Raw genomic sequence first — 17,729 nt, forward strand, 5'->3', positions numbered from 1 at the left:
CTGTTTCGCATGGTCGCCGCATGATCGCCGTGGTCGCAGAGAAGCCCGCCGTCGCCCGCGACATCGCCGCGGTGCTCGGGGCCTCGAAGCGCGCCGAGGGCTTCCTCGAGGGCGGCGGCTACGTCGTCACGTGGGCGATCGGGCACCTCGTCGCCATCGCCGAGCCGCACCAGATCGACCCCGCCTGGAAGCGCTGGCGCCTCGACCTCCTCCCGATGCTTCCCGGCCAGTTCCCGCTCGTCGTCCTCCCCGGGACGCGGGCCCAGTTCGAGATCGTCCGGAAGGTCCTGGGCCGGCGCGACGTCGAGCGCGTCGTCTGCGCCACGGACGCCGGCCGAGAGGGCGAGCTCATCTTCCGATACCTCTACGAGGCGGCCGGGTGCAAGAAGCCGGTCGAGCGGCTCTGGATCTCGTCCCTCACGCCCGACGCCATCCGGGACGGGCTCCGGCGGCTGCGGGACGCGCGCGGCTACGACGGCCTCGCCGACGCGGCGCGCGGGCGTAGCCGGGCCGACTGGCTCGTCGGCATGAACCTCTCGCGCGCCTACAGCCTGGTCTTCGACCAGGATCTCTCGGTCGGCCGTGTGCAGACGCCGACGCTGTCCATGGTCGTCGAGCGCGAGCTCGCGATCCGGCGGTTCGTCCCCGAACCGTACCTCGAGGTCGTCGCGACCTTCTGCCCGCTCCGGGAGGACGGCTCGGGCGCGGCCGACGAGTCCTACAAGGGCACGTATTTCAACGACAAACCGCTCCCCGGCGAGCCGCCGGCCGCCGGCGGGCCGCCGAACGCCGGCGAGCGGCCCGAGACCGCGCCGTCGCGGAGGCGCCTGCCGCCGGACGGCGAGGAGGCGCGGCGCATCATCGAGCGGGCCCGGCGCGGCGAGGCGCGCATCGAGGCGGTCCGATCGGAGTCTCGCCGCCTCCCGCCGCCGCTGCTCTACGACCTGACCGAGCTCCAGCGGCACGCCAACCGCCTTTACGGCTTCTCTGCGCAGAAGACGCTGGAGGTGGCCCAGGCGCTGTACGAGCGCAGGAAGCTCATCAGCTATCCGCGCACCGACAGCCGGCACCTCTCGACGGATGTCGCGGCCACGCTCGGCGCGGTGGTGCAGGCGATCGAGGGCTCGTTTCGGGGGATGCTCGCCCCGGGGACAGGGGCTCGGCCGCTCGGCAAGCGCTTCGTCGACGACGGCAAGGTCGGGGATCACCACGCCATCATCCCCACGGGGGCTCGTTCCTCGCGCGCGGAGCTCTCGACCGATGAGCAGAAGATCTTCGATCTCATCTGCCGGCGCCTCCTCTCGGCGTGGCACGAGGATCACGTCACCTCGATCACCACCGTCATCACGGCGATCACCACGCGCGGCGGCGCGGGCGCGCGCGGCGGCGAGCCGATCGTGGACCGCTACCACAGCGCGGGCAGCGTCGTGGAGAAGGTCGGGTGGAAGGTGCTCGACATCGGCTTCGGCAAGCCGCCTGCGAGGCCCAGCAAGAAGGCGGAATCGGACGGTGATGGGCCCGACGCGCGCGACGGGGGAGCGGGCGAGGGCGAGCGCGAGACCGCGGATCAGCGGCTCCCGCCTGGGCTCGCGAAAGGGCAGGTGCAGCTCGTGCTGGACGCGGAGGCGCAGGCCAAGAAGACGCGCCCGCCGCCGCGCTTCACCGAGGCCACGCTGCTCACCGCCATGGAGACCGCGGGCAGCAGCCTCGAAGAGAAGGAGCTCTCCGAGGCGATGAAGGACTCGGGCCTCGGCACGCCGGCCACGCGGGCCGCGATCATCGAGACGCTCCTCCGGCGCGAGTACATCGTGCGCAAGGGCAAGCTGCTGCACGCGACCGACAAGGGCGTCGGGCTGATCGAGGTCGTCCACGCGGACGTGAAGAGCCCCGCGATGACGGGCGCCTGGGAGGCGAAGCTCGCCCGCATGGCGCGGGGCAAGGGCGATCTGCCGTCGTTCATGGCGGACATCGAGTCGTACGTGCGCCACGTGGTCGCGGAGGTGAGCGGGGGACGGCGCGCAGCAGGGGACGGCGCGCTTTCCCCGGAGGTCGGGGCGTCGCCGTTCCAGGAGCGCGGCGAGGCGCGGTCGCGCGAGAAGAGGGGCGGCGCCGCGGCCGCTGCCCCGGGGACCGGCCGAGGCCGCGAGGCGACGCCTCGCCGTGCTCCGGGCAGCAGCGCAGGGGTCGGGCCGGGCGATGCATCGCCTGGCGCGCTGCAGGCGGTCGCGGCGGCTGCAGCACCGGCGCCGGCTCGGGCGCAGGCGCGGTCGCGTGCGGCGGCGGCGCCGTCGCCAGCGCGACCTGCGGCGGCCGGGGCGACGGCGCGCCCTGCGGCGGTAGCGCCGTCGCCCGCGCGATCTGCGGCAGTAGCGCCGTCACCCGCGCGACCTGTGGCAACGACGTCGCCGCCGGCGCGCCCCGCGGCGGTAGCGCCGTCGCCCGCGCGACCTGTGGCAGCGACGTCGCCGCCGGCGCGCCCCGCCGCGGTAGCGCCGTCGCCCGCGCGCGCGGCGGCCGTCGGGTCCTCCCCGGCGCGTGGGGTGGGCGCCGCGTCCTCGCCGGCGGTCGCCTCGTCGCCAGCGCGCCGGCCGGAGGACCTCGTCGAGCTGCTCCACCAATGCTTCGGCTTCAGCGCCTTCCGCCCCTACCAGGAGGCCGTCTGCCGGACGGCGGCCGCGGGGAGCGACGTGCTGCTCGTCATGCCCACGGGCGCCGGCAAATCGCTCTGTTACCAGCTCCCCGGCATCGCCCGAGGCGGCACGACGCTCGTCGTGAGCCCGCTCATCGCGCTCATGGAGGATCAGGCCTCGAAGCTCCGCGCGTGCGGCTTCGCCGCCGAGCGGATCCACTCCGGCCGGAGCCGGGCCGAGTCGCGGCAGGCCTGCATCGATTACCTCGATGGCGCGCTCGATTTCCTCTTCATCGCCCCCGAGCGGCTCCGCGTGCCCGGGTTCCCCGAGATGCTCGCCCGCCGGAAGCCCGTGCTGGTCGCCGTCGACGAGGCCCATTGCATCTCGAAATGGGGCCACGACTTTCGCCCTGATTACCGGATGCTGGGTCAGCGGCTCCCGGCGCTCCGTCCGGCGCCTGTCATCGCGCTGACCGCCACCGCCACGCCGGTCGTGCAGGACGACATCGTCGAGCAGCTCGGCCTCACGTCCGCGGCGCGGTTCATCCACGGCTTCAGGCGGAGCAACCTGGGTATCGAGATCCTCGAGGTCAGCCCGGGAGAGCGCCTGAACCGGGTGCGCGCGCTGCTCGGCCAGGAGGGCCGGACGCCGGCCATCGTCTATGCGCCGACGCGGAAGGAGGCCGAGGCGCTGGCCGCCGGCCTCTCGGAGGATCTCCCGGCCGAGGCCTACCACGCGGGTCTCGCCGCCCCGGTGCGGGACCGGATCCAGGCGGCCTTTCTGGACGGCAGCACCGAGATCATCGTCGCCACGATCGCCTTCGGCATGGGCATCGACAAGCCCGATGTCCGCACGGTCGTCCACGCCGGGCTGCCCGGGAGCGTCGAGGGCTATTACCAGGAGATCGGCCGCGCCGGCCGCGACGGGCTCCCCTCGCGCGCCGTGCTGATGCACTCGTATGTCGACCGGCGAATGCACGAGTTCTTCCACGAGCGCGACTACCCTGATCCGGCGGTGCTCCAGCGGATCGAAGAGGTCCTGTCGGACGAGCCCCGCCCGAAGGAGGCGATCCTGGGTGATCTCGGCATGGATCCCGAGGTGGCGGACAAGGCCCTCGAGAAGCTCTGGATCCACGGCGGCGCGCGCGTGGATCCGGACGGGGGCGTCGCCCTGGGCGAGCCGGGTTGGCGCGGGCCTTACGAGGCGCAGCGGCGCCACAAGCTCGCCGAGCTCGTGCAGATGGCGCGGTTCACCGAGGGCCACGGCTGCCGGATGCTCCACCTGGTCCGCCATTTCGGCGACCAAGAGGACACGGGCGAGCCCTGCGGCCTGTGCGACGTCTGCGCGCCGGCCGCCTGCGCCGCGCGGGAGTTCCGGGCGCCGAGCCGCGACGAGGCGCAGGCGATCGCGAAGATCATGGCGGCGCTTCGCGAGAGCGAGCAGCCGACAGGCCGGCTCTACCGCGAGGCGTTCGCCGACGGCTCGCTCGAGCGGCGCGACTTCGAGCACCTCCTCGGCGGGCTCGTGCGGGCGGGCCTTGTCTGCGTGCGCGAGGACTCGTTCGAGAAGGCGGGCGAGCTCATCACGTACCAGCGCGCGTCGCTCACGCAGCGCGGCCTCCTCGGCGGGCCGCGCGGCGCGAGCGACGTCGTGGGCGAAGTCCCGCTCGCGAAGCTCCCGCCGAAGGTGAAGAAGCGGCAGAGCGCGAAGTCGTCGGACGCTCGGAGGGCGTTCTTCGCCCGCAAGGCGCAGCGGAAGAAGGGGCGGGCGCGCTGAGCGGCGCGCGGGCGGCGCTCAGCGGAAGACGCCGAAGTGGCCGAGCACCCACCAGAGCAGGACGAAAATGAGGATGGTGCTGAAGCACCCGCCGCCGAGCTTCTTCGCGCCGTAGCCTGCCGCGATCCCACGCAGAATCTTGCTCATCGAATGACCTCCGGCCCCGTGTCGGGGTGCTCGACGAGCGAAGCAACGTGGGTGCCACATCCGGCGGGCTCCGGCGGGGCGAGATGTTCCCGTGAAGAGGCGATGACTTGGCTTGCGGGGCGGCAAGCACAGCGGCGTACGCGCCACGGTGGGGCGTTTCGCGACGACCTACCTGCGCGAGCTGCGCGAAGCGTTCCAGTCGCTGCCGCGCGAGGCACCGAGCCCTGCCTGCTGCCGGAGCAACATCACCGGCCCAGCTTCGCGATGACGAGGCGCGTCCGATTCCCGTCGCCGGTGCCGGGCAGCGGTCCCGTGCCGAAGTCGGCGTGCGGAGCGGTCGTCGTGCCCGCGATGAGCGTCTCGCCGTCCGGTGAGGTGGCGACCGCGCGCAGGATGTCTTCGCCCGTGTTCTCCGTGAGGTGATTCCATAGGAGCTCTGCATCGGGCGTGAACTTGGCGACGAAGGCGTTGTGAAGTCCCTGTGCTTTCAATGGGCCGCTGCCGAAGTCGATCTCCCCCGCCGCAATGCCGCCAACAACGAGATTTCCAGAAGGATCCCGAGTGACTCCATACGCGTACTGTTCGCTGGCAGCCTCTCCGAACCCGCGCAACCATCGGGGCATCCCGGTCGCCTCGAGCTGCACCACGAAGACGTTGCGGTCGGTTCCGGCTCCTCCGGTTACGGTGTGCTCGCCAAGTTGCATCTTCTGAGAGAACGAGCCCACTATCACAGGACGGCTTGACAGATCCACCGTGATGCCCATCGGCTGCGCGTAGCCTGATCCAGGTCCGTTGAGCGCTCTGGCCCACACGGCCTTCCCGGCCGGCGTCAGCTTGACGACAAATTGGGTGCCATGGACTCGGAGCGGCACAGTGTCAGTGCCGAAATTGATCGTCTCATCCGACCAGCCGAGAAAGAAGATGTTCTTCGAGCTATCGACCGCAACCGCAGTGGCAGCTTCATACCATGACGAGCCATTGAACGTGCGCACCCAGTAGCCCGGGCCGCTCACGCGCCCGTTGGCACCGTCGAGCTTCGCCACGAGGATGTCCTCGCCATCGGGCGTGATCGGGCCCTCGCCGAGATCGATGGGCAGGCTGAATCTCCCCGTGACGATGATGTCGTCGCTCGAGTCGATGGCGATTCCGGTGAGTGTGCCGCGGCCTCCCAGGCCTTTGCTCCAGACATGCTTGCCCGATGCGCCAAGTCGGATGATGAACGGACCCTCCGGAAGCGGTCCACCGCCGAAGTCGACTCCCCCCTGAGGGCTCTCGCCGATCAGAACTGGGTTTCCCTTGGAGTCGATGGCAAGGTCCGTGACACTGTCCACGCCGAAATCGCCGAACTTCTTCGCCCAGAGAGGGATGCCGGTCGGACTCAGCTTGAGGATCAGCGCATCGCTCGACCCGCTGGCAGAGGAGAAGGATTCCCCTGCGATCTTGATCGTCCCTGAAAAACTTGCGCTGACGAACACGTTTCCCTCAGCGTCACTCTCGACGGCCAAAGGCCAGGCGTCGCCATTTTGCTCGAACCCGGTCGCCCAGACAATGCATTGGAATCCATCGCAGTTCTCGTCGTCCGCGGCATCGCAGCGCTCCACCGCGGGGACCACCTCGCCCTCACAGGCGCCCCAGGTCCTGTCGGCGCCGCAGGTGCGCATTCCTTCCCGGCAGGCGCCCCTGTTCCTGGTGCCCAGTGGGCCGGCGTAGCACACCTCCGACACGTCCGGCGTGCACGTGGGCGCCTCCTCCTCAGCGCCTCCCGCACCGCCGGCGCCCATGGGGTCAGCACCCCCCAGACCGCCGGCACCCGTGCCGCCCGGCGCCTGGTCGGAGAACTCGTCGAGACCGAGGAGCTGCGCGCACCCGCTGGCGCACAGGCCCAGACCAAGGAGGGAAGCGAGCGCGTAAGGTCGTGCTTGTCGTTGCATGGGCTCGTGCGCGCCCGGAAGTCGCAAGGTGAGGTTCCCGACGCTAGCGCGGAGGGTATCACACTGACGCGGCGCGCAGGAGCCTGGTTTCGATCGTCGCCGGGACGAGCCGGGCGCTCGTCCTAGCCTCGGACGCCTCGCGCCCGAGCGCCATAGCCGAGGACCGAGAGCCCTATCCGTGCCGAGAGCCGGCGTAGCGCCGCGCGAGGGAGGACGCGCGAGAGCTGGGCCGTGGCCTTGCTCAACGCGGTCGGGACGGCGACCACATCGCCACGATCCGCCGCCGCGATGCCGTAGGTCGCGCAGCCCTCGGCCGTGAGCTCGAAAGGCAGCTTTCTGCGCGGCACGCCGGGCGCGCCTACGTCGAAGATCTCCGTGGTCACCGGCCCTGGGCACAGCGCTGTCACCGTGACGCCGGTTCCCTCGAGCTCCACGGCCAGGCTCTCCGAGAGCGAAAGCACGAACGCCTTGGTCGCTCCATACACCGCATGTCCCGGGGTCGGTTGGAACGCGGCGAGCGACGCGACGTTGAGCACGCGCCCTCCGCCGCGGGCCACCAGGTCGGGGACGATCGCCGCGCAGAGCGCGACGACGCTCTCGCAGTTGAGTCGCACCAGCATCGCCAGCGCCGCCGGGTCGCCCTCCAGAAAGGGCCCGAGCCGCGTCGTTCCCGCGTTGTTGACCAGCCAGGTCGCGCCGCCCAGCTCGCGCGCCCGATCCCGCACGCGGAGGGCTGCGCCCTCGGTGGTGACGTCGAGCTCGAGCGGGTGGATGGGCGCGTGCCCGGCGGCGCCCGCCTGCGCGGAGAGCTCCTCCAGCCGGTGCGCCCGCCGGCCGATGGCGAGCACCGGCTGCCCGCGCGCCGAGAGCTGCCGTGCGATCTCCGCGCCGATGCCGGACGAGGCGCCTGTGACGATGGCGAGGCCCGAGGTCATGATCATGGACGCTATCCTTTACGCCGCGCCGCCCTTGATCGCGAGCGGGCTGTTGGTCCTGGCGTACGGGCGCGCCACGGCCGTTGCCGCCGGACTGCTCGCCGCACCGCGCCACGACGATCAGAACGCCATGGGTGCGTCATCCAGCACGGGCGGCCCCCCCCGACGCCGCGCGAGAGGTCGATTTCGTGGCGTTCTTGTCACAGTGGCTCATGCCGCCCACCGCGGCGCGGTCGATCGCCCGCGCGGTTCGCCGGCCGTCCCACACGCAGGGGACGTCGGAGCATCGGGTGGTAGAGGACCGTCCCCTACATCAGGAGCGGGCGTTTTGCCGCCTTCTTCTTGCAGAACGCTGCGCGCAGCGGCTAGCCTGTGAAACGTGCTTTCGACTTCGGGTGCTGAGGACCCGCGGGCAGCGCAGCGGACCCGCGAGCGAGTCATGCGCATTCGATGCGTCGAGCTGGCCACGGCCGCCCTGTGTGCGCTGTTGCCGTTGCCCGTGCATGCGCAGGTGGAGAAGCCGACGCCGCAGCCGGTCGTCGTTTCGGCGCCCGCTCTTGAAGAGCTGCCGGAGGTCGAGGGCACCGGGCTCTGCGCCGCGTCGGTCATCCCGAGCGGGCCGCAAGAGACGCCGGCAAACCTCTTTATGAACGACTTCATAGGAGGAACCAATAAACTCATCGACGATCACAAGGAAGATCGCCTCGAGTACACCATTCGAACGCTCCTTGATCTGAGCAACAACAACGCCGCCGACGAGGACCCCGGCGACGAGGACGCCCCGCGGAGTTTCGGCGACTTCAGGCCGATGTCGCCGGATTGCGGGATCGGCGGCTGCAGCTTCCCGTGGGACGATCGCCCTGACCGTACGAAAATCGTCTATGGCTCCCGGATTCGCGGGTTCCTGGCCGTCACGGAGGAGCTCGTCCGCAAGCCGGTCCATTTCGGCCTGTACGCCGACGATGCCGTGAGCCTCGCGTTTTACGATGCCGTCACGAGCGAGAAGGTGGTCCTTCTCCAGCCGGCGGAGCTCGGCCTGCCGGTCTGGCGCCTCACGAACACCGTCACCTTCGACAAGCCAGGCCTGTACCCGCTCGAGATCAACTACGCGGAGATCGCCGAGCACGCAGCGCTCGAGATGTCCTATTTCGTCGGGGAGTTCGAGGACTTCCACCGCGCTGCTGAAGTGGATCCCGTGAAGCTGAACGAGAACGGCTTCACTGTCTTCCGGCCGACGCAGTTCTTCCAGACGCTGGCCGGCTCGCCGTCGTTCCCGGATCTGGACCAGTGCCAGCAGTGCGAGCGCAGGTTCGTCGGCCTGCCCAACAACAACGGCTGTCCTGGGAGCTACTACTGCAACGAGGCCGCCCTCTGTGCCCCGTGCGACACGGCGCTCCACTGCGGCGAGTCGTGCTCGCGCTGCCTGAACGACACGCCGTTCTGCATCGATCTCAACGGCAGCCGCGCGTGCGCCGAGTGCCGCACCAGCGAGGACTGCCGCGACGGCTTCGTCTGCGACCCCGAGTCGCACGAGTGCAAGGAGGAGTACGAGTGCAACATCGACCCGGACTGCCCGCGGGGCGAGATCTGCGTCGAGCACTCCTGCGTCCCGTGCGACACGGCCGATCGGTGCGCCGGCAACTCCTGCAACTGCTGTCCGAACGGCATCAGCGGCGCCCAGATGAACTGCGCCGCGGTCGAGCCGGGCGGCGTCGCGATGTGCGTCGAGTGCCTCGTCGACGACGAGTGCCCCGACGGCAAGAAGTGCCACACCCCGACGGGCCACTGCGTCGACGAGATCCCGAGCAACGCGCAGCCGAACTGCTGCGGCGAGGGCTGCGTCGACTGCATGCACCCCGAGGACCCGAACGACCCGCAGTCGCCCCCGGTGCCGTTCTGCCTCCCCGGGCCCGTCGGGACGGCGTGCGCCGCGTGCCGCAACGACATGGATTGCGCCGACGGGCAGTACTGCCTGAGCGGCGAGTGCAAGGAGTGCGTCAAGGATCGGCGCTGCGGGCCGCGCTGCGAGAGCTGCGGCGGCGACACGCCGTTCTGCCTCGGCGACTTTTCGGAGCTCGCGGTCTGCGTGCGCTGCACGTCGGACGAGCAGTGCGCCGGCACGACCTGCAACCGCGAGACCCACGAGTGCGACCCGGGGTGCATGGCGACCTGCGCCGAGGATACGCCGCACTGCGACGGCGAGAAGTGCGTCGAGTGCTACGCCGACACGCAGTGTCCGTGCGGCAACACCTGCGACCTCGCGACGAACACCTGCGACGTCTCCTGCAAGTCGAACCTGGACTGCCTCGGCAACGAGCACTGCCGCTGGACCGACGAGGCGGACGCCAAGGAGTGCGCGCTCGGCCCGATGCCCGACAACGTCGCATGCGGCGGCACCCTCGCCGAGATCTGCAGCGTCTCGGTCGTCGGCCAGAAGGGCGCCGACCCGAGGGCCGCCGGGCTCGTCGCCCTCGCGGCGCTGGCGCTGCTCGAGCGAAAGCGCCGCCGGCGCAGCGGAGGTGCCTCGTGAGAACGCGTCCGCTCCTCGCCCCGCTCCTCGCGCTGTCGGCGCTCCTCGCCGGGGGCCCCGCGCTCGCCGAGGAGGGGCGCTTCGATGCCCAGGTCTTCCGCCCGGCTGCGGCCCCGCGCGATCTCGTGATGGTCCAGAAGTCGGAGGTCATCGGGAACCTCTCGCCGACCGTCGGCCTCTACAGCGACATCGCGGCCGACCCGCTCGTGCTGCTCGTCGCGGGCGACGACACGAGGCAGGCCGTCGACGCCATCTCCGGGCGGCTCGAGCTCGCCTTGCTCGCGGGCATCGGCTTCTTCGACGTGTTCGACGTCACGATGACCATGCCGCTCGTCCTCTTCCAGGAGGGCGGCAACCTCCGCCGCTTCGGCACCGAGGGGTCGGTCAAGAGCTCCTCGGTCGGCGATCTCCGCCTGTCCACGAAGATCTCGCTCCCGTACCTGAACCGGAAGGAGCAGGTCAAGGAGGGGTTCGGGATGGCCATCGCGGGCAACCTCAACTTCCCCACGGGCGACCAGAACGCGTTCACCAGCGACGGCGCGCTGAGCGGCGGCGCGACGCTCATCGGCGACTACCGGTTCAACTTCGGGCTGCTCCTCGCCGCGAACGCTGGCATCTGGCTGCGGCCCGACAACCAGTTCGCGGGCGTGCGCGTCGGCGACATGGCGCAGTTCGGCGTGGCGGCCGAGCAGTACGTCGTTCAGAGCTGGGGCCTGTCGGTCATCGGCGAGGTGTACGGCTACCCCTCGCTCACGAGCTACCCCGACGACCCGGGGCAGATCCCCGCGGAGGCGCTCCTCGGGCTGCGCTGGCAGACCAAGCACGGCATCACGATCACCTTCGGCGGGAGCTTCGGCGCGGCGTGCGGCTTCGGCGCGCCCTCCATCCGCTTCTTCAACGTCATCACGTGGCAGCCGAAGACGTCCCAGGAGCAGGAGGAGATCAACCGCCTGCAGCAGCGCGACAACGACGATCCGGATCGCGACGGCCTCATCGGCGCCGCGGACCGCTGCCCCGACGTGCCCGGGAGCCCCGAGAACTTCGGCTGTCCGGACCTGGACACCGACGGCGACGGCATCTTCGATCGCGACGACAAGTGCCCCGACAAGCCCGCCGGTCCGCACGGGAAGGACGGCTGTCCGCTCGCCTTCATCCGGGGCGACGAGATCGTGATCACCGAGCAGGTCCACTTCGCGACCGACAAGGACATCATCCTCGAGGACTCGAACTCGACCCTCGAAGCGGTCGCGCAGGTGCTGATCGACAACCCCGACATCCGCGAGGTGCGGATCGAGGGCCACACCGACGTGCGCGCGACCGACCTGTACAACATGGCCCTGTCCCAGCGCCGCGTGGCGAGCGTCATGGCGTACCTGATCGCGAAGGGCGTCGATCCCTCGCGGCTCCAGGCGGTCGGCTACGGGCACACGCAGCCGATCTACGACGACACCGGCTGCCAGGGGCACGACGATCAGCTGTCGCCCGATTGCCAGTTCATGACGTCGAAGAACCGGCGCGTCGTCTTCCGCATCCTGCGCTACGGCGCCGCGGGGGCGAAGCCGCTCACCGGAGCGCCCGAGGGGGGCGAGCAGCTCCTGCCGTCCGGCGGGGTGCTGCCGCAGAAGACCCAGGGCACGCTGCCGAATCAGGGCACGCTGCCGGGGCAGGGGGTCCTCAAGTCGAACGTGCTGCCGAGCGGCGGATCCGCTCTTCCGCCAGCAGGCGGGGCGCCCGGCGGTGCGGCGCCGCTGCCGAACCGCGGCAACGCGGGCGGTCTTCCGAGCAATACGGGCGTGCTGCCGCGATCGGGTACCCCTGCGCCGGCACCAGCGCCCGCGCCGTCCTCGTCGAGCCAGCCGCCTGCTCCTGGAGGCGGGGGGAGTCGCTAGGAGGGCGCCGATCTGGGGCCCGGCCCGAGGAGATTGATGGAAGGGGGCTCGATGGCGGGTCGAGCGCGCATGCGAGAAGAGCAGGCGTCGCTCGATCGCGAGCGCCTCGGGGAGGAGAGGGGAGCTGGACGTCAGGTAGGAGACCGCGCGCGGCGCTGACGTCTTCTGGTGCGCTTACTTCTTCGGCGCGGGCTTCACGGGCGCCGATGACGTGGCGGGCTTGGCCGACGACGGCGGGGCGGGCGTCGGCGGCGCGGCAGAGGAGGCCGGCTTGGCCGACGACGGCGGGGTGGACGACAGGGGCTTCGCCCCCGGCTTGCCCGGCTTGGCCGAGGTCGCAGGCGCGGGCGAGTCATCGTACGGCTCGTCGGACGCAGCAGGAGGAGCAGCAGGCTGCTCTGCCGGCGGCGCCTCCGGCTCGGCAGGCGCGGCCGAGTCGGCGGGCGGCGTCGCCGGATGCAACGTCAACGGCTTCGCCTCTCCCTCGGTGCGGCGGACCCAGATCACGGCCGTCCCGCTCGCGACGCTGGCATAGCGGCCGTCCTCGGTGCGGATCTCCTCGTTGACCGCCTCGATGACCGCGTCGCCGCCGACGCCGCACGCGGCCTTGCGGAGCGACTCGAGGCGCTCCGCCTCCGTGCGGGCCGTCGGATCGCTCGCGATCGGCTGAAGGCGATGGTATTCGCGATCGGGCAGCTGGCCCGCCGGCACGACGTGCATGTCGCTGCAGAACTCGCCGGAAGGCGTGCGTTTGTCTCGGAAAGCGGTGCTGCAACCGGCGATGAGCGCGGCACCCAGGGCCGCCGAGAGGAGGAGGCGCTGCATGCTGCCTTCTTACCAGCGATGCGACGCGCGATGCAAACCCCGTGCATCATGGACGCAGCCGACGTGCACCGGGGACGCCGGCCGACCCGGCGGCACGCCGCCTTTCGCAGGTTGCTCGGGGGGGATCCGCGCCTGACGCCGTGCGCGTCACCGGGCCGCCACGCCCCGTCGCCACCGCCGCGATCGCCCCATCCAAATGTTCCGATCTCGTGAACGCCTGGCTATGCTTCGCGGCGCGATGCGCCAGCTCGAGCGATCCGCTCCTCTCGCCTTCCTCACCTTCCTCGGCGCGGCGCTCGCCGCCGCGTGCAGCGCCCCTCAGGCGGCGCCGCACGCCGCTCCGGACAGCGCCGCCCGTGCCGAGGAGAGCGCCTCGAGCGCCGCAGCGTGCCTCGCAGCCGCCAGCGCGCCGCGGCAAGCCCGCCCCGGCGAGCCGCCGCGGATCGGCGTGAAGCACATCCTCGTCCGCTATGCCGGCGCCGATCGCGCCGAGGGCACGGCGCGCACACGCGAGGAGGCGTGCCTGCGCGCGATGGAGGCGCGCGACAAGATCCGTGGGGGCGCCGACTTCGGCGAGGTGGTGGCGCAGTACAGCGACGAGGCCGGCGCAGCGTCGCGCGGCGGCTCGCTCGGCACCGTGGAGCGCGCCGACGTCCTGCCGCCCTTCGCCGACGCGGCGTTCGAGCTCGACATCCAGCAGCTCAGCGACGTCGTGGAGACCCGCTATGGCTTCCACGTGATCTTCAGGACGGAATAGCCCTCCTGCCGAGAGCGAGCCTCCCGCCGGAGACCTCGCTGCCTGCCCGCGCGAGGCCTCGCCTCGCGGGCCACGCTTCGTCACGGCGCCGCGGCGAGCCACGCCTCGCCACGGCGCCTCGCGGGACGGCGCCTCGCGAGCCACGCCTCGCTGCGGCGCCTCGCGGGCCGAGCGCGCAAGGGTTGCGTTCCCGGCGGAGGCGCAGCATGAAGCTCCCATGCGCGCTCACAAGCTCCTCGCCGCCTTCGCCGTGATGATCGCCTCGCCAGCGCTGCTGATCGCGGCGTGCAAGTCCAGCGACGAGCCGGAGGAGGTCACCCCGGCGCCAGGCGCCGTCACGGCGCCGACCGCGACGGCGCCGCCGCCCGCAGCGACCGGGACCGCGCCGGCCGCGACGCCGACCCCGGCCGCGCCTCCAGCGACCACGACGGCCGCCCCGACCCCTGCCGCCCCGGCGGCCCCGAAGCCTGACGCGGGCGCGCCGAAGGACGCGGGCGCGCCGACGGACGGCGGCGCCGCCACCACGGCCGACGCGGGGGCGCTCTCGGCCAAGCTCGCGGCGTGCGCCGCGAAGTGCCAGTCGATCCTCCAGACCTGCCTCACGCCGAAGTTCCCCGCGGACGGCGGCCTGCCCGCGCTCGCCGATCCGGCGGCGTGCCAGAGCTCGTTCGACTCCTGCCGCACCGCCTGCGCGCCGTAGCTCCCGCCCCGCCTCGGCGAGGCCGGCTCCAGCGCCGCCGCCGGCCTACTTCTTCTGGGCGGCGCCAGCTGACGCGCTGGGCAGCGTGATCCGGAAGAGCGCCCCGCCGGCCGCGCCGGTGGTCACCGTGATGTCGCCGCTCATCGCCTCGACGAGGTGCTTCGCGATGGACAGGCCGAGCCCGGTGCCGCCCGACGCGCGAGAGCGGCCCGGATCCACCCGGTAGAACCGATCGAAGACGCGGGCCTGGTGCACCGGGGGGATGCCCGGACCGTCGTCCTCGACCTCCAGGACGACGCGCCCGTTCGCGGCCCGCGCGCGCACCACCACGTGCGAGCCGTTCGGCGTGTGGTGGATCGCGTTGTCGACGAGGTTGGTCAAGATCTGGTCGAGCGCGCGTGGATCCGCCGCGACCAGCGTGCCCTGCGCCACGTCGATCTTCACGTCGGTGTCCCTCTCCATGGCGCGCCCGCGCAGGAGCGCCACCGCCGCCTCCGCCTGCACCGAGAGGTCGAGCGTGCCCGGCGAGAGCGGCCGCTCGCCGCCCTCGATGCGCGACAGGTCGAGCAGATCGTCCACCAGCCGGTGCAGCCGGGTCGCGTTCCGCTCGATCACCTCGACGAAATCGCGCGCGGCCTCCGGGTCGTCGAGCGCGCCGCCGAGCAGCGTCTCGCTGCTCGCGCGGATCGACGCGACCGGCGTGCGAAGCTCGTGCGACGCGTTGGCGATGAAGTTGCGCTGCAGGCCCTCGATGCGCCGCAGCTCCGTCACGTCGAAGAAGACGGCGACGACCCCCGCCGCCCCGCGGCTCTGCGCCGGCAGCGCGAGCGGCGCGGCGTTCACGAGCAGGATCCTGCGCCCAGGAGGCCCGGCCGCGCCTGGCGCCGCGGGCGCAATCTCGATCTCGCGCGTCGCCGCCGCGCGCGCGAGCGCGACCTCCTCGAGGAGCTCGTGCAGGCTCGACGAGCGCAGCACCTCGAGCGGCGGGCGGCCGACCGGGTCCCTGCGGATGCCGAGCAGCTGCGAGAGCGCCGGGTTGACCAGCGTGATGTCCCCCTTCTCGTCCGTGACGAGCACGCCCTCGCGCATCGACTCGAGCACCGCGCCGAAGCGCTCGCCCTCGCCCCCGAGCTCGCGCCGCGACAGCTCCAGGCTCTCGGCGAGGTCGTCGAGCGCGCCGCCGAGCGTGGCGATCTCGTCGCGCCCCTGCATGCGCGCGCGCCGGCCCAGGTCGGCCCGCATCTCCCGCGCGACGCCCGTCAGGTAGACGAGCCGCCCGGAGAGGGCGCGCGCCCCGGCGAGCGCCGCGGCGACGGCGAGCGCCAGGGCCAGGATCGTGCCCTCCACCACGCGCGTGCGGGCGGCGGACAGGCTGCGATCGATCGCAACCGGCTCGAACGCGACCCGCACGACCCACGGCCCGTCCGGGCGATCGAGCCGCTGCGCGGCGTAGAGCATCCGCATCCGCGTCGTCTTGCTCACGCGCTCGCTGTGCCCCGTGCCCACGTGCCGCGCCTCGGCGACCTCGTCGCGCGTCGCGTGCGTATCGAGCTGGCCGAGCCCCTCCGGCGCGACCGACGAGTCGCCCCGCACCGTGCCCTGCGGATCGATCAACGTGACGCGCGCTCCGGCGACCTTCGACAGCGCCGTCGCGAGGGCGGGCGCCTCGGCCGCGAGATCGCCCGACCTCGCGGCGACCTCGGTGACGAGCGCCGTCCGCGTCGCCAGGTTGGCCTCCGTCTGCGCCGAGAGCTCTGCTCCGAGCGTCTTCAGGACATAGCCGTCGAACACCAACGCCGCGAGGATCGCGATCCCCACCGCGAACGCGATGAGCTTGCTTCTTATACCCATGTCACCCGCGTGCCGGACCCACGCCGCGCGCGACGTGGGCGAAGATCCTTAGGTTACCTGGTTTTGTCCGTCCCATGACGACTCGTTGACGTGATGCGGGGAGACGGGTAAACGCCCGGCCCCATGGGATTAACCCGTGACGCAGTCTTCTTCGACGCGCTGGCCAACCACGCACGGCAGAGCGTCGCAGCGAGCGAGCTCCTCCTGGAGATGCTCGACAGGCTCGACGAAGCCCCGGCCCTGGTGCAGCGGATCTCCGACCTCGAGGACGAGGCCGACAAGATCACCCACGAGTGTCTGGCCGCCCTCCACCAGACGTGGATCACGCCGCTCGATCGCGAGGAGATCCACGCGCTCATCACCCGCCTCGACGACGTGCTCGACTGCATCGAGGCGGCGAGCGTGAGGCTCGTGCTCTTCGAGATCACGAGCGCCCTGCCGGACGCGCGGCTGCTCGCGCAGGATGTCGTCGACGCGTGCACCGTCATGAGCTCCGCCATCCAGTCCCTCAGGGATCTGAAGAAACAGCCGACCCTCCTCGAGCTCTGCGTCGAGATCAACAAGATCGAGAACGCAGCGGATAGGCACTACCGCAACGGGTTGGCGGCGCTCTTCAAGAAGGGGAACGACCCGCTCCTCGTGATGAAGTGGCGCGACATCTATGACCTCTTGGAGCACGCGACCGACCGCTGCGAGGACGTCGCGAACATCATCGAGGGCATCGTGCTCGAGCACGCATGACGACCTACATCCTCGCCATCCTCATCATCGCGCTGGTGTTTGATTACATCAACGGCTTTCACGACGCCGCGAACTCGATCGCCACGGTCGTCTCGACGCGCGTCCTGTCGCCGCGCACCGCGGTGCTCTGGGCAGCCGCCTTCAACTTCATCGCGTTCGCGCTGTTCGAGCCCACGGTGGCGCGGAACATCGCGAAGGGCGTCGAGCCGGGGTTCATCACGCCGAACGTCATCCTCGGCGGCCTGCTCGGCGCGATCATCTGGAACCTGCTCACGTGGTGGTGGGGGCTGCCGTCGTCGTCGTCGCACGCGCTCATGGGCGCGTTCGCCGGGGCTGCGGTGAAGAGCGCGGGGCGGCTGTCGGTGCTCGACGCGACGGTCTTCGGCAAGACCGCGGCGTTCATCCTGGTGTCGCCCCTGCTGGGCGCTGTCATCGGGTTCTCGCTCATGCACGCCATCCGGCGGCTCGCGCGGGGCTGGACCGCCGGCAAAGTGAGCTCCCGGTTCCGGCGGCTACAGCTGCTCTCCGCCGCCGCCTACTCGCTCGGGCACGGCGGCAACGACGCCCAGAAGACGATGGGCATCATCACGGCGCTCCTCATCTCCGCGGGCCTCCAGGAGGGCGGCAAGGACCCGAAGCCGATGCTCTGGGTCGTGCTCGTCTGCCACGCGGCCATGGGCCTCGGCACGCTCTCCGGCGGCTGGCGCATCGTGAAGACCATGGGGATGAAGATCACGAAGCTGAAGCCGGTGGGCGGCTTCGCGGCCGAGACGGCCGGCGCGGCGACGCTGTTCAGCGCCACCGCGCTCGGCATCCCCGTGAGCACGACCCACACGATCACGGGCGCGATCGTCGGGGTCGGCGCCACGAGCGGGCGCCTCTCCGCGGTCCGCTGGGGCGTCGCCGGGCGCATCGTCTGGGCCTGGATCTTCACGATCCCCGCCTCGGCCGCCCTCGCCGCGGTCGCCTACACCGTCGCGAACGTCATCAGCGGCCAGCCCTGACCGCGCAGGCGAG

12 protein-coding genes are annotated in these 17,729 nt (G+C 71.5%); 7 read left to right on the forward strand and 5 right to left on the reverse strand.

What is annotated here, in order from left to right:
* Positions 1–20 precede the first annotated feature (20 nt).
* Positions 21–4,406: a DNA topoisomerase 3 gene (locus WMF29_RS18635; RefSeq protein ID WP_437330131.1), complete on the forward strand. Its 4,386-nt coding sequence runs from the start codon at positions 21–23 to the stop codon at positions 4,404–4,406.
* Positions 4,407–4,424: 18 nt separating this feature from the next.
* Here the strand turns inward: WMF29_RS18635 and WMF29_RS18640 are convergent, their stop codons facing one another.
* The 3 genes from WMF29_RS18640 to WMF29_RS18650 all read right to left on the reverse strand — a co-directional run bounded on the left by WMF29_RS18640 (position 4,425) and on the right by WMF29_RS18650 (position 7,425).
* Positions 4,425–4,553, reverse strand: a complete 129-nt coding sequence (locus tag WMF29_RS18640; RefSeq protein ID WP_272098872.1) for a hypothetical protein — start codon at positions 4,551–4,553, stop codon at positions 4,425–4,427.
* Between the two features lie 245 nt (positions 4,554–4,798).
* The gene (locus WMF29_RS18645; protein WP_437330132.1) at positions 4,799–6,484 is read right to left on the reverse strand and encodes an SBBP repeat-containing protein; all 1,686 of its coding nucleotides are present in this window, start codon (positions 6,482–6,484) and stop codon (positions 4,799–4,801) included.
* Between the two features lie 122 nt (positions 6,485–6,606).
* On the reverse strand, positions 6,607–7,425 hold the full coding sequence (locus WMF29_RS18650) for an SDR family NAD(P)-dependent oxidoreductase (protein ID WP_437330133.1): 819 nt from the start codon (positions 7,423–7,425) through the stop codon (positions 6,607–6,609).
* A 433-nt stretch (positions 7,426–7,858) separates the two neighbouring features.
* Between WMF29_RS18650 and traA the strand changes: the two genes are divergently transcribed.
* Entirely contained in the window at positions 7,859–9,949 is a 2,091-nt protein-coding gene (gene traA, locus WMF29_RS18655) for an outer membrane exchange protein TraA family protein (protein WP_437330134.1), read from the forward strand.
* Positions 9,946–11,838, forward strand: coding sequence for an OmpA family protein (locus tag WMF29_RS18660; RefSeq protein WP_272098879.1), 1,893 nt, complete (start codon positions 9,946–9,948; stop codon positions 11,836–11,838). The genes traA and WMF29_RS18660 overlap by 4 nt, the downstream gene beginning before the upstream one ends.
* Before the next feature lie 174 nt (positions 11,839–12,012).
* On the opposite strand, the gene WMF29_RS18665 is transcribed toward WMF29_RS18660, so the two are convergent.
* Positions 12,013–12,663 (reverse strand): hypothetical protein, encoded by a 651-nt coding sequence (locus tag WMF29_RS18665; protein WP_437330135.1) that lies wholly within the window; start codon positions 12,661–12,663, stop codon positions 12,013–12,015.
* A gap of 238 nt (positions 12,664–12,901) precedes the next feature.
* Here WMF29_RS18665 and WMF29_RS18670 point away from each other — a divergent pair, with 238 nt between their 5' ends.
* Positions 12,902–13,420, forward strand: coding sequence for a peptidylprolyl isomerase (locus WMF29_RS18670; RefSeq protein WP_437330136.1), 519 nt, complete (start codon positions 12,902–12,904; stop codon positions 13,418–13,420).
* Between the two features lie 217 nt (positions 13,421–13,637).
* Entirely contained in the window at positions 13,638–14,120 is a 483-nt protein-coding gene (locus WMF29_RS18675; RefSeq protein ID WP_437330137.1) for a hypothetical protein, read from the forward strand.
* Positions 14,121–14,165: 45 nt separating this feature from the next.
* Here WMF29_RS18675 and WMF29_RS18680 read toward each other — a convergent pair whose 3' ends face one another.
* On the reverse strand, positions 14,166–15,971 hold the full coding sequence (locus WMF29_RS18680) for an ATP-binding protein (RefSeq protein ID WP_437330138.1): 1,806 nt from the start codon (positions 15,969–15,971) through the stop codon (positions 14,166–14,168).
* A 123-nt stretch (positions 15,972–16,094) separates the two neighbouring features.
* On the opposite strand from WMF29_RS18680, the gene WMF29_RS18685 reads away from it, so the two are divergent.
* Both WMF29_RS18685 and WMF29_RS18690 read left to right on the forward strand, forming a co-directional pair.
* The gene (locus WMF29_RS18685; RefSeq protein WP_437330139.1) at positions 16,095–16,712 is read left to right on the forward strand and encodes a DUF47 domain-containing protein; all 618 of its coding nucleotides are present in this window, start codon (positions 16,095–16,097) and stop codon (positions 16,710–16,712) included.
* The gene (locus WMF29_RS18690; protein WP_437330140.1) at positions 16,709–17,716 is read left to right on the forward strand and encodes an anion permease; all 1,008 of its coding nucleotides are present in this window, start codon (positions 16,709–16,711) and stop codon (positions 17,714–17,716) included. The genes WMF29_RS18685 and WMF29_RS18690 overlap by 4 nt, the downstream gene beginning before the upstream one ends.
* Positions 17,717–17,729: the final 13 nt, after the last annotated feature.

This window comes from Sorangium sp. So ce381 (assembly GCF_051473845.1).
Taxonomy (GTDB): Bacteria; Myxococcota_A; Polyangia; order Polyangiales; family Polyangiaceae; genus Sorangium; species Sorangium atrum.

Bases quoted from the DNA above. Each gene is read 5' to 3' on its own strand.
- WMF29_RS18635 (WP_437330131.1), top strand. From the start codon at position 21: ATGATCGCCGTGGTCGCAGAGAAGCCCGCCGTCGCCCGCGACATCGCC.
- WMF29_RS18640 (WP_272098872.1), bottom strand. From the start codon at position 4,553: ATGAGCAAGATTCTGCGTGGGATCGCGGCAGGCTACGGCGCGAAGAAG.
- WMF29_RS18645 (WP_437330132.1), bottom strand. From the start codon at position 6,484: ATGCAACGACAAGCACGACCTTACGCGCTCGCTTCCCTCCTTGGTCTG.
- WMF29_RS18650 (WP_437330133.1), bottom strand. From the start codon at position 7,425: ATGATCATGACCTCGGGCCTCGCCATCGTCACAGGCGCCTCGTCCGGC.
- traA (WP_437330134.1), top strand. From the start codon at position 7,859: ATGCGCATTCGATGCGTCGAGCTGGCCACGGCCGCCCTGTGTGCGCTG.
- WMF29_RS18665 (WP_437330135.1), bottom strand. From the start codon at position 12,663: ATGCAGCGCCTCCTCCTCTCGGCGGCCCTGGGTGCCGCGCTCATCGCC.
- WMF29_RS18670 (WP_437330136.1), top strand. From the start codon at position 12,902: ATGCGCCAGCTCGAGCGATCCGCTCCTCTCGCCTTCCTCACCTTCCTC.
- WMF29_RS18675 (WP_437330137.1), top strand. From the start codon at position 13,638: ATGCGCGCTCACAAGCTCCTCGCCGCCTTCGCCGTGATGATCGCCTCG.
- WMF29_RS18680 (WP_437330138.1), bottom strand. From the start codon at position 15,971: ATGGGTATAAGAAGCAAGCTCATCGCGTTCGCGGTGGGGATCGCGATC.
- WMF29_RS18685 (WP_437330139.1), top strand. From the start codon at position 16,095: ATGGGATTAACCCGTGACGCAGTCTTCTTCGACGCGCTGGCCAACCAC.
- WMF29_RS18690 (WP_437330140.1), top strand. From the start codon at position 16,709: ATGACGACCTACATCCTCGCCATCCTCATCATCGCGCTGGTGTTTGAT.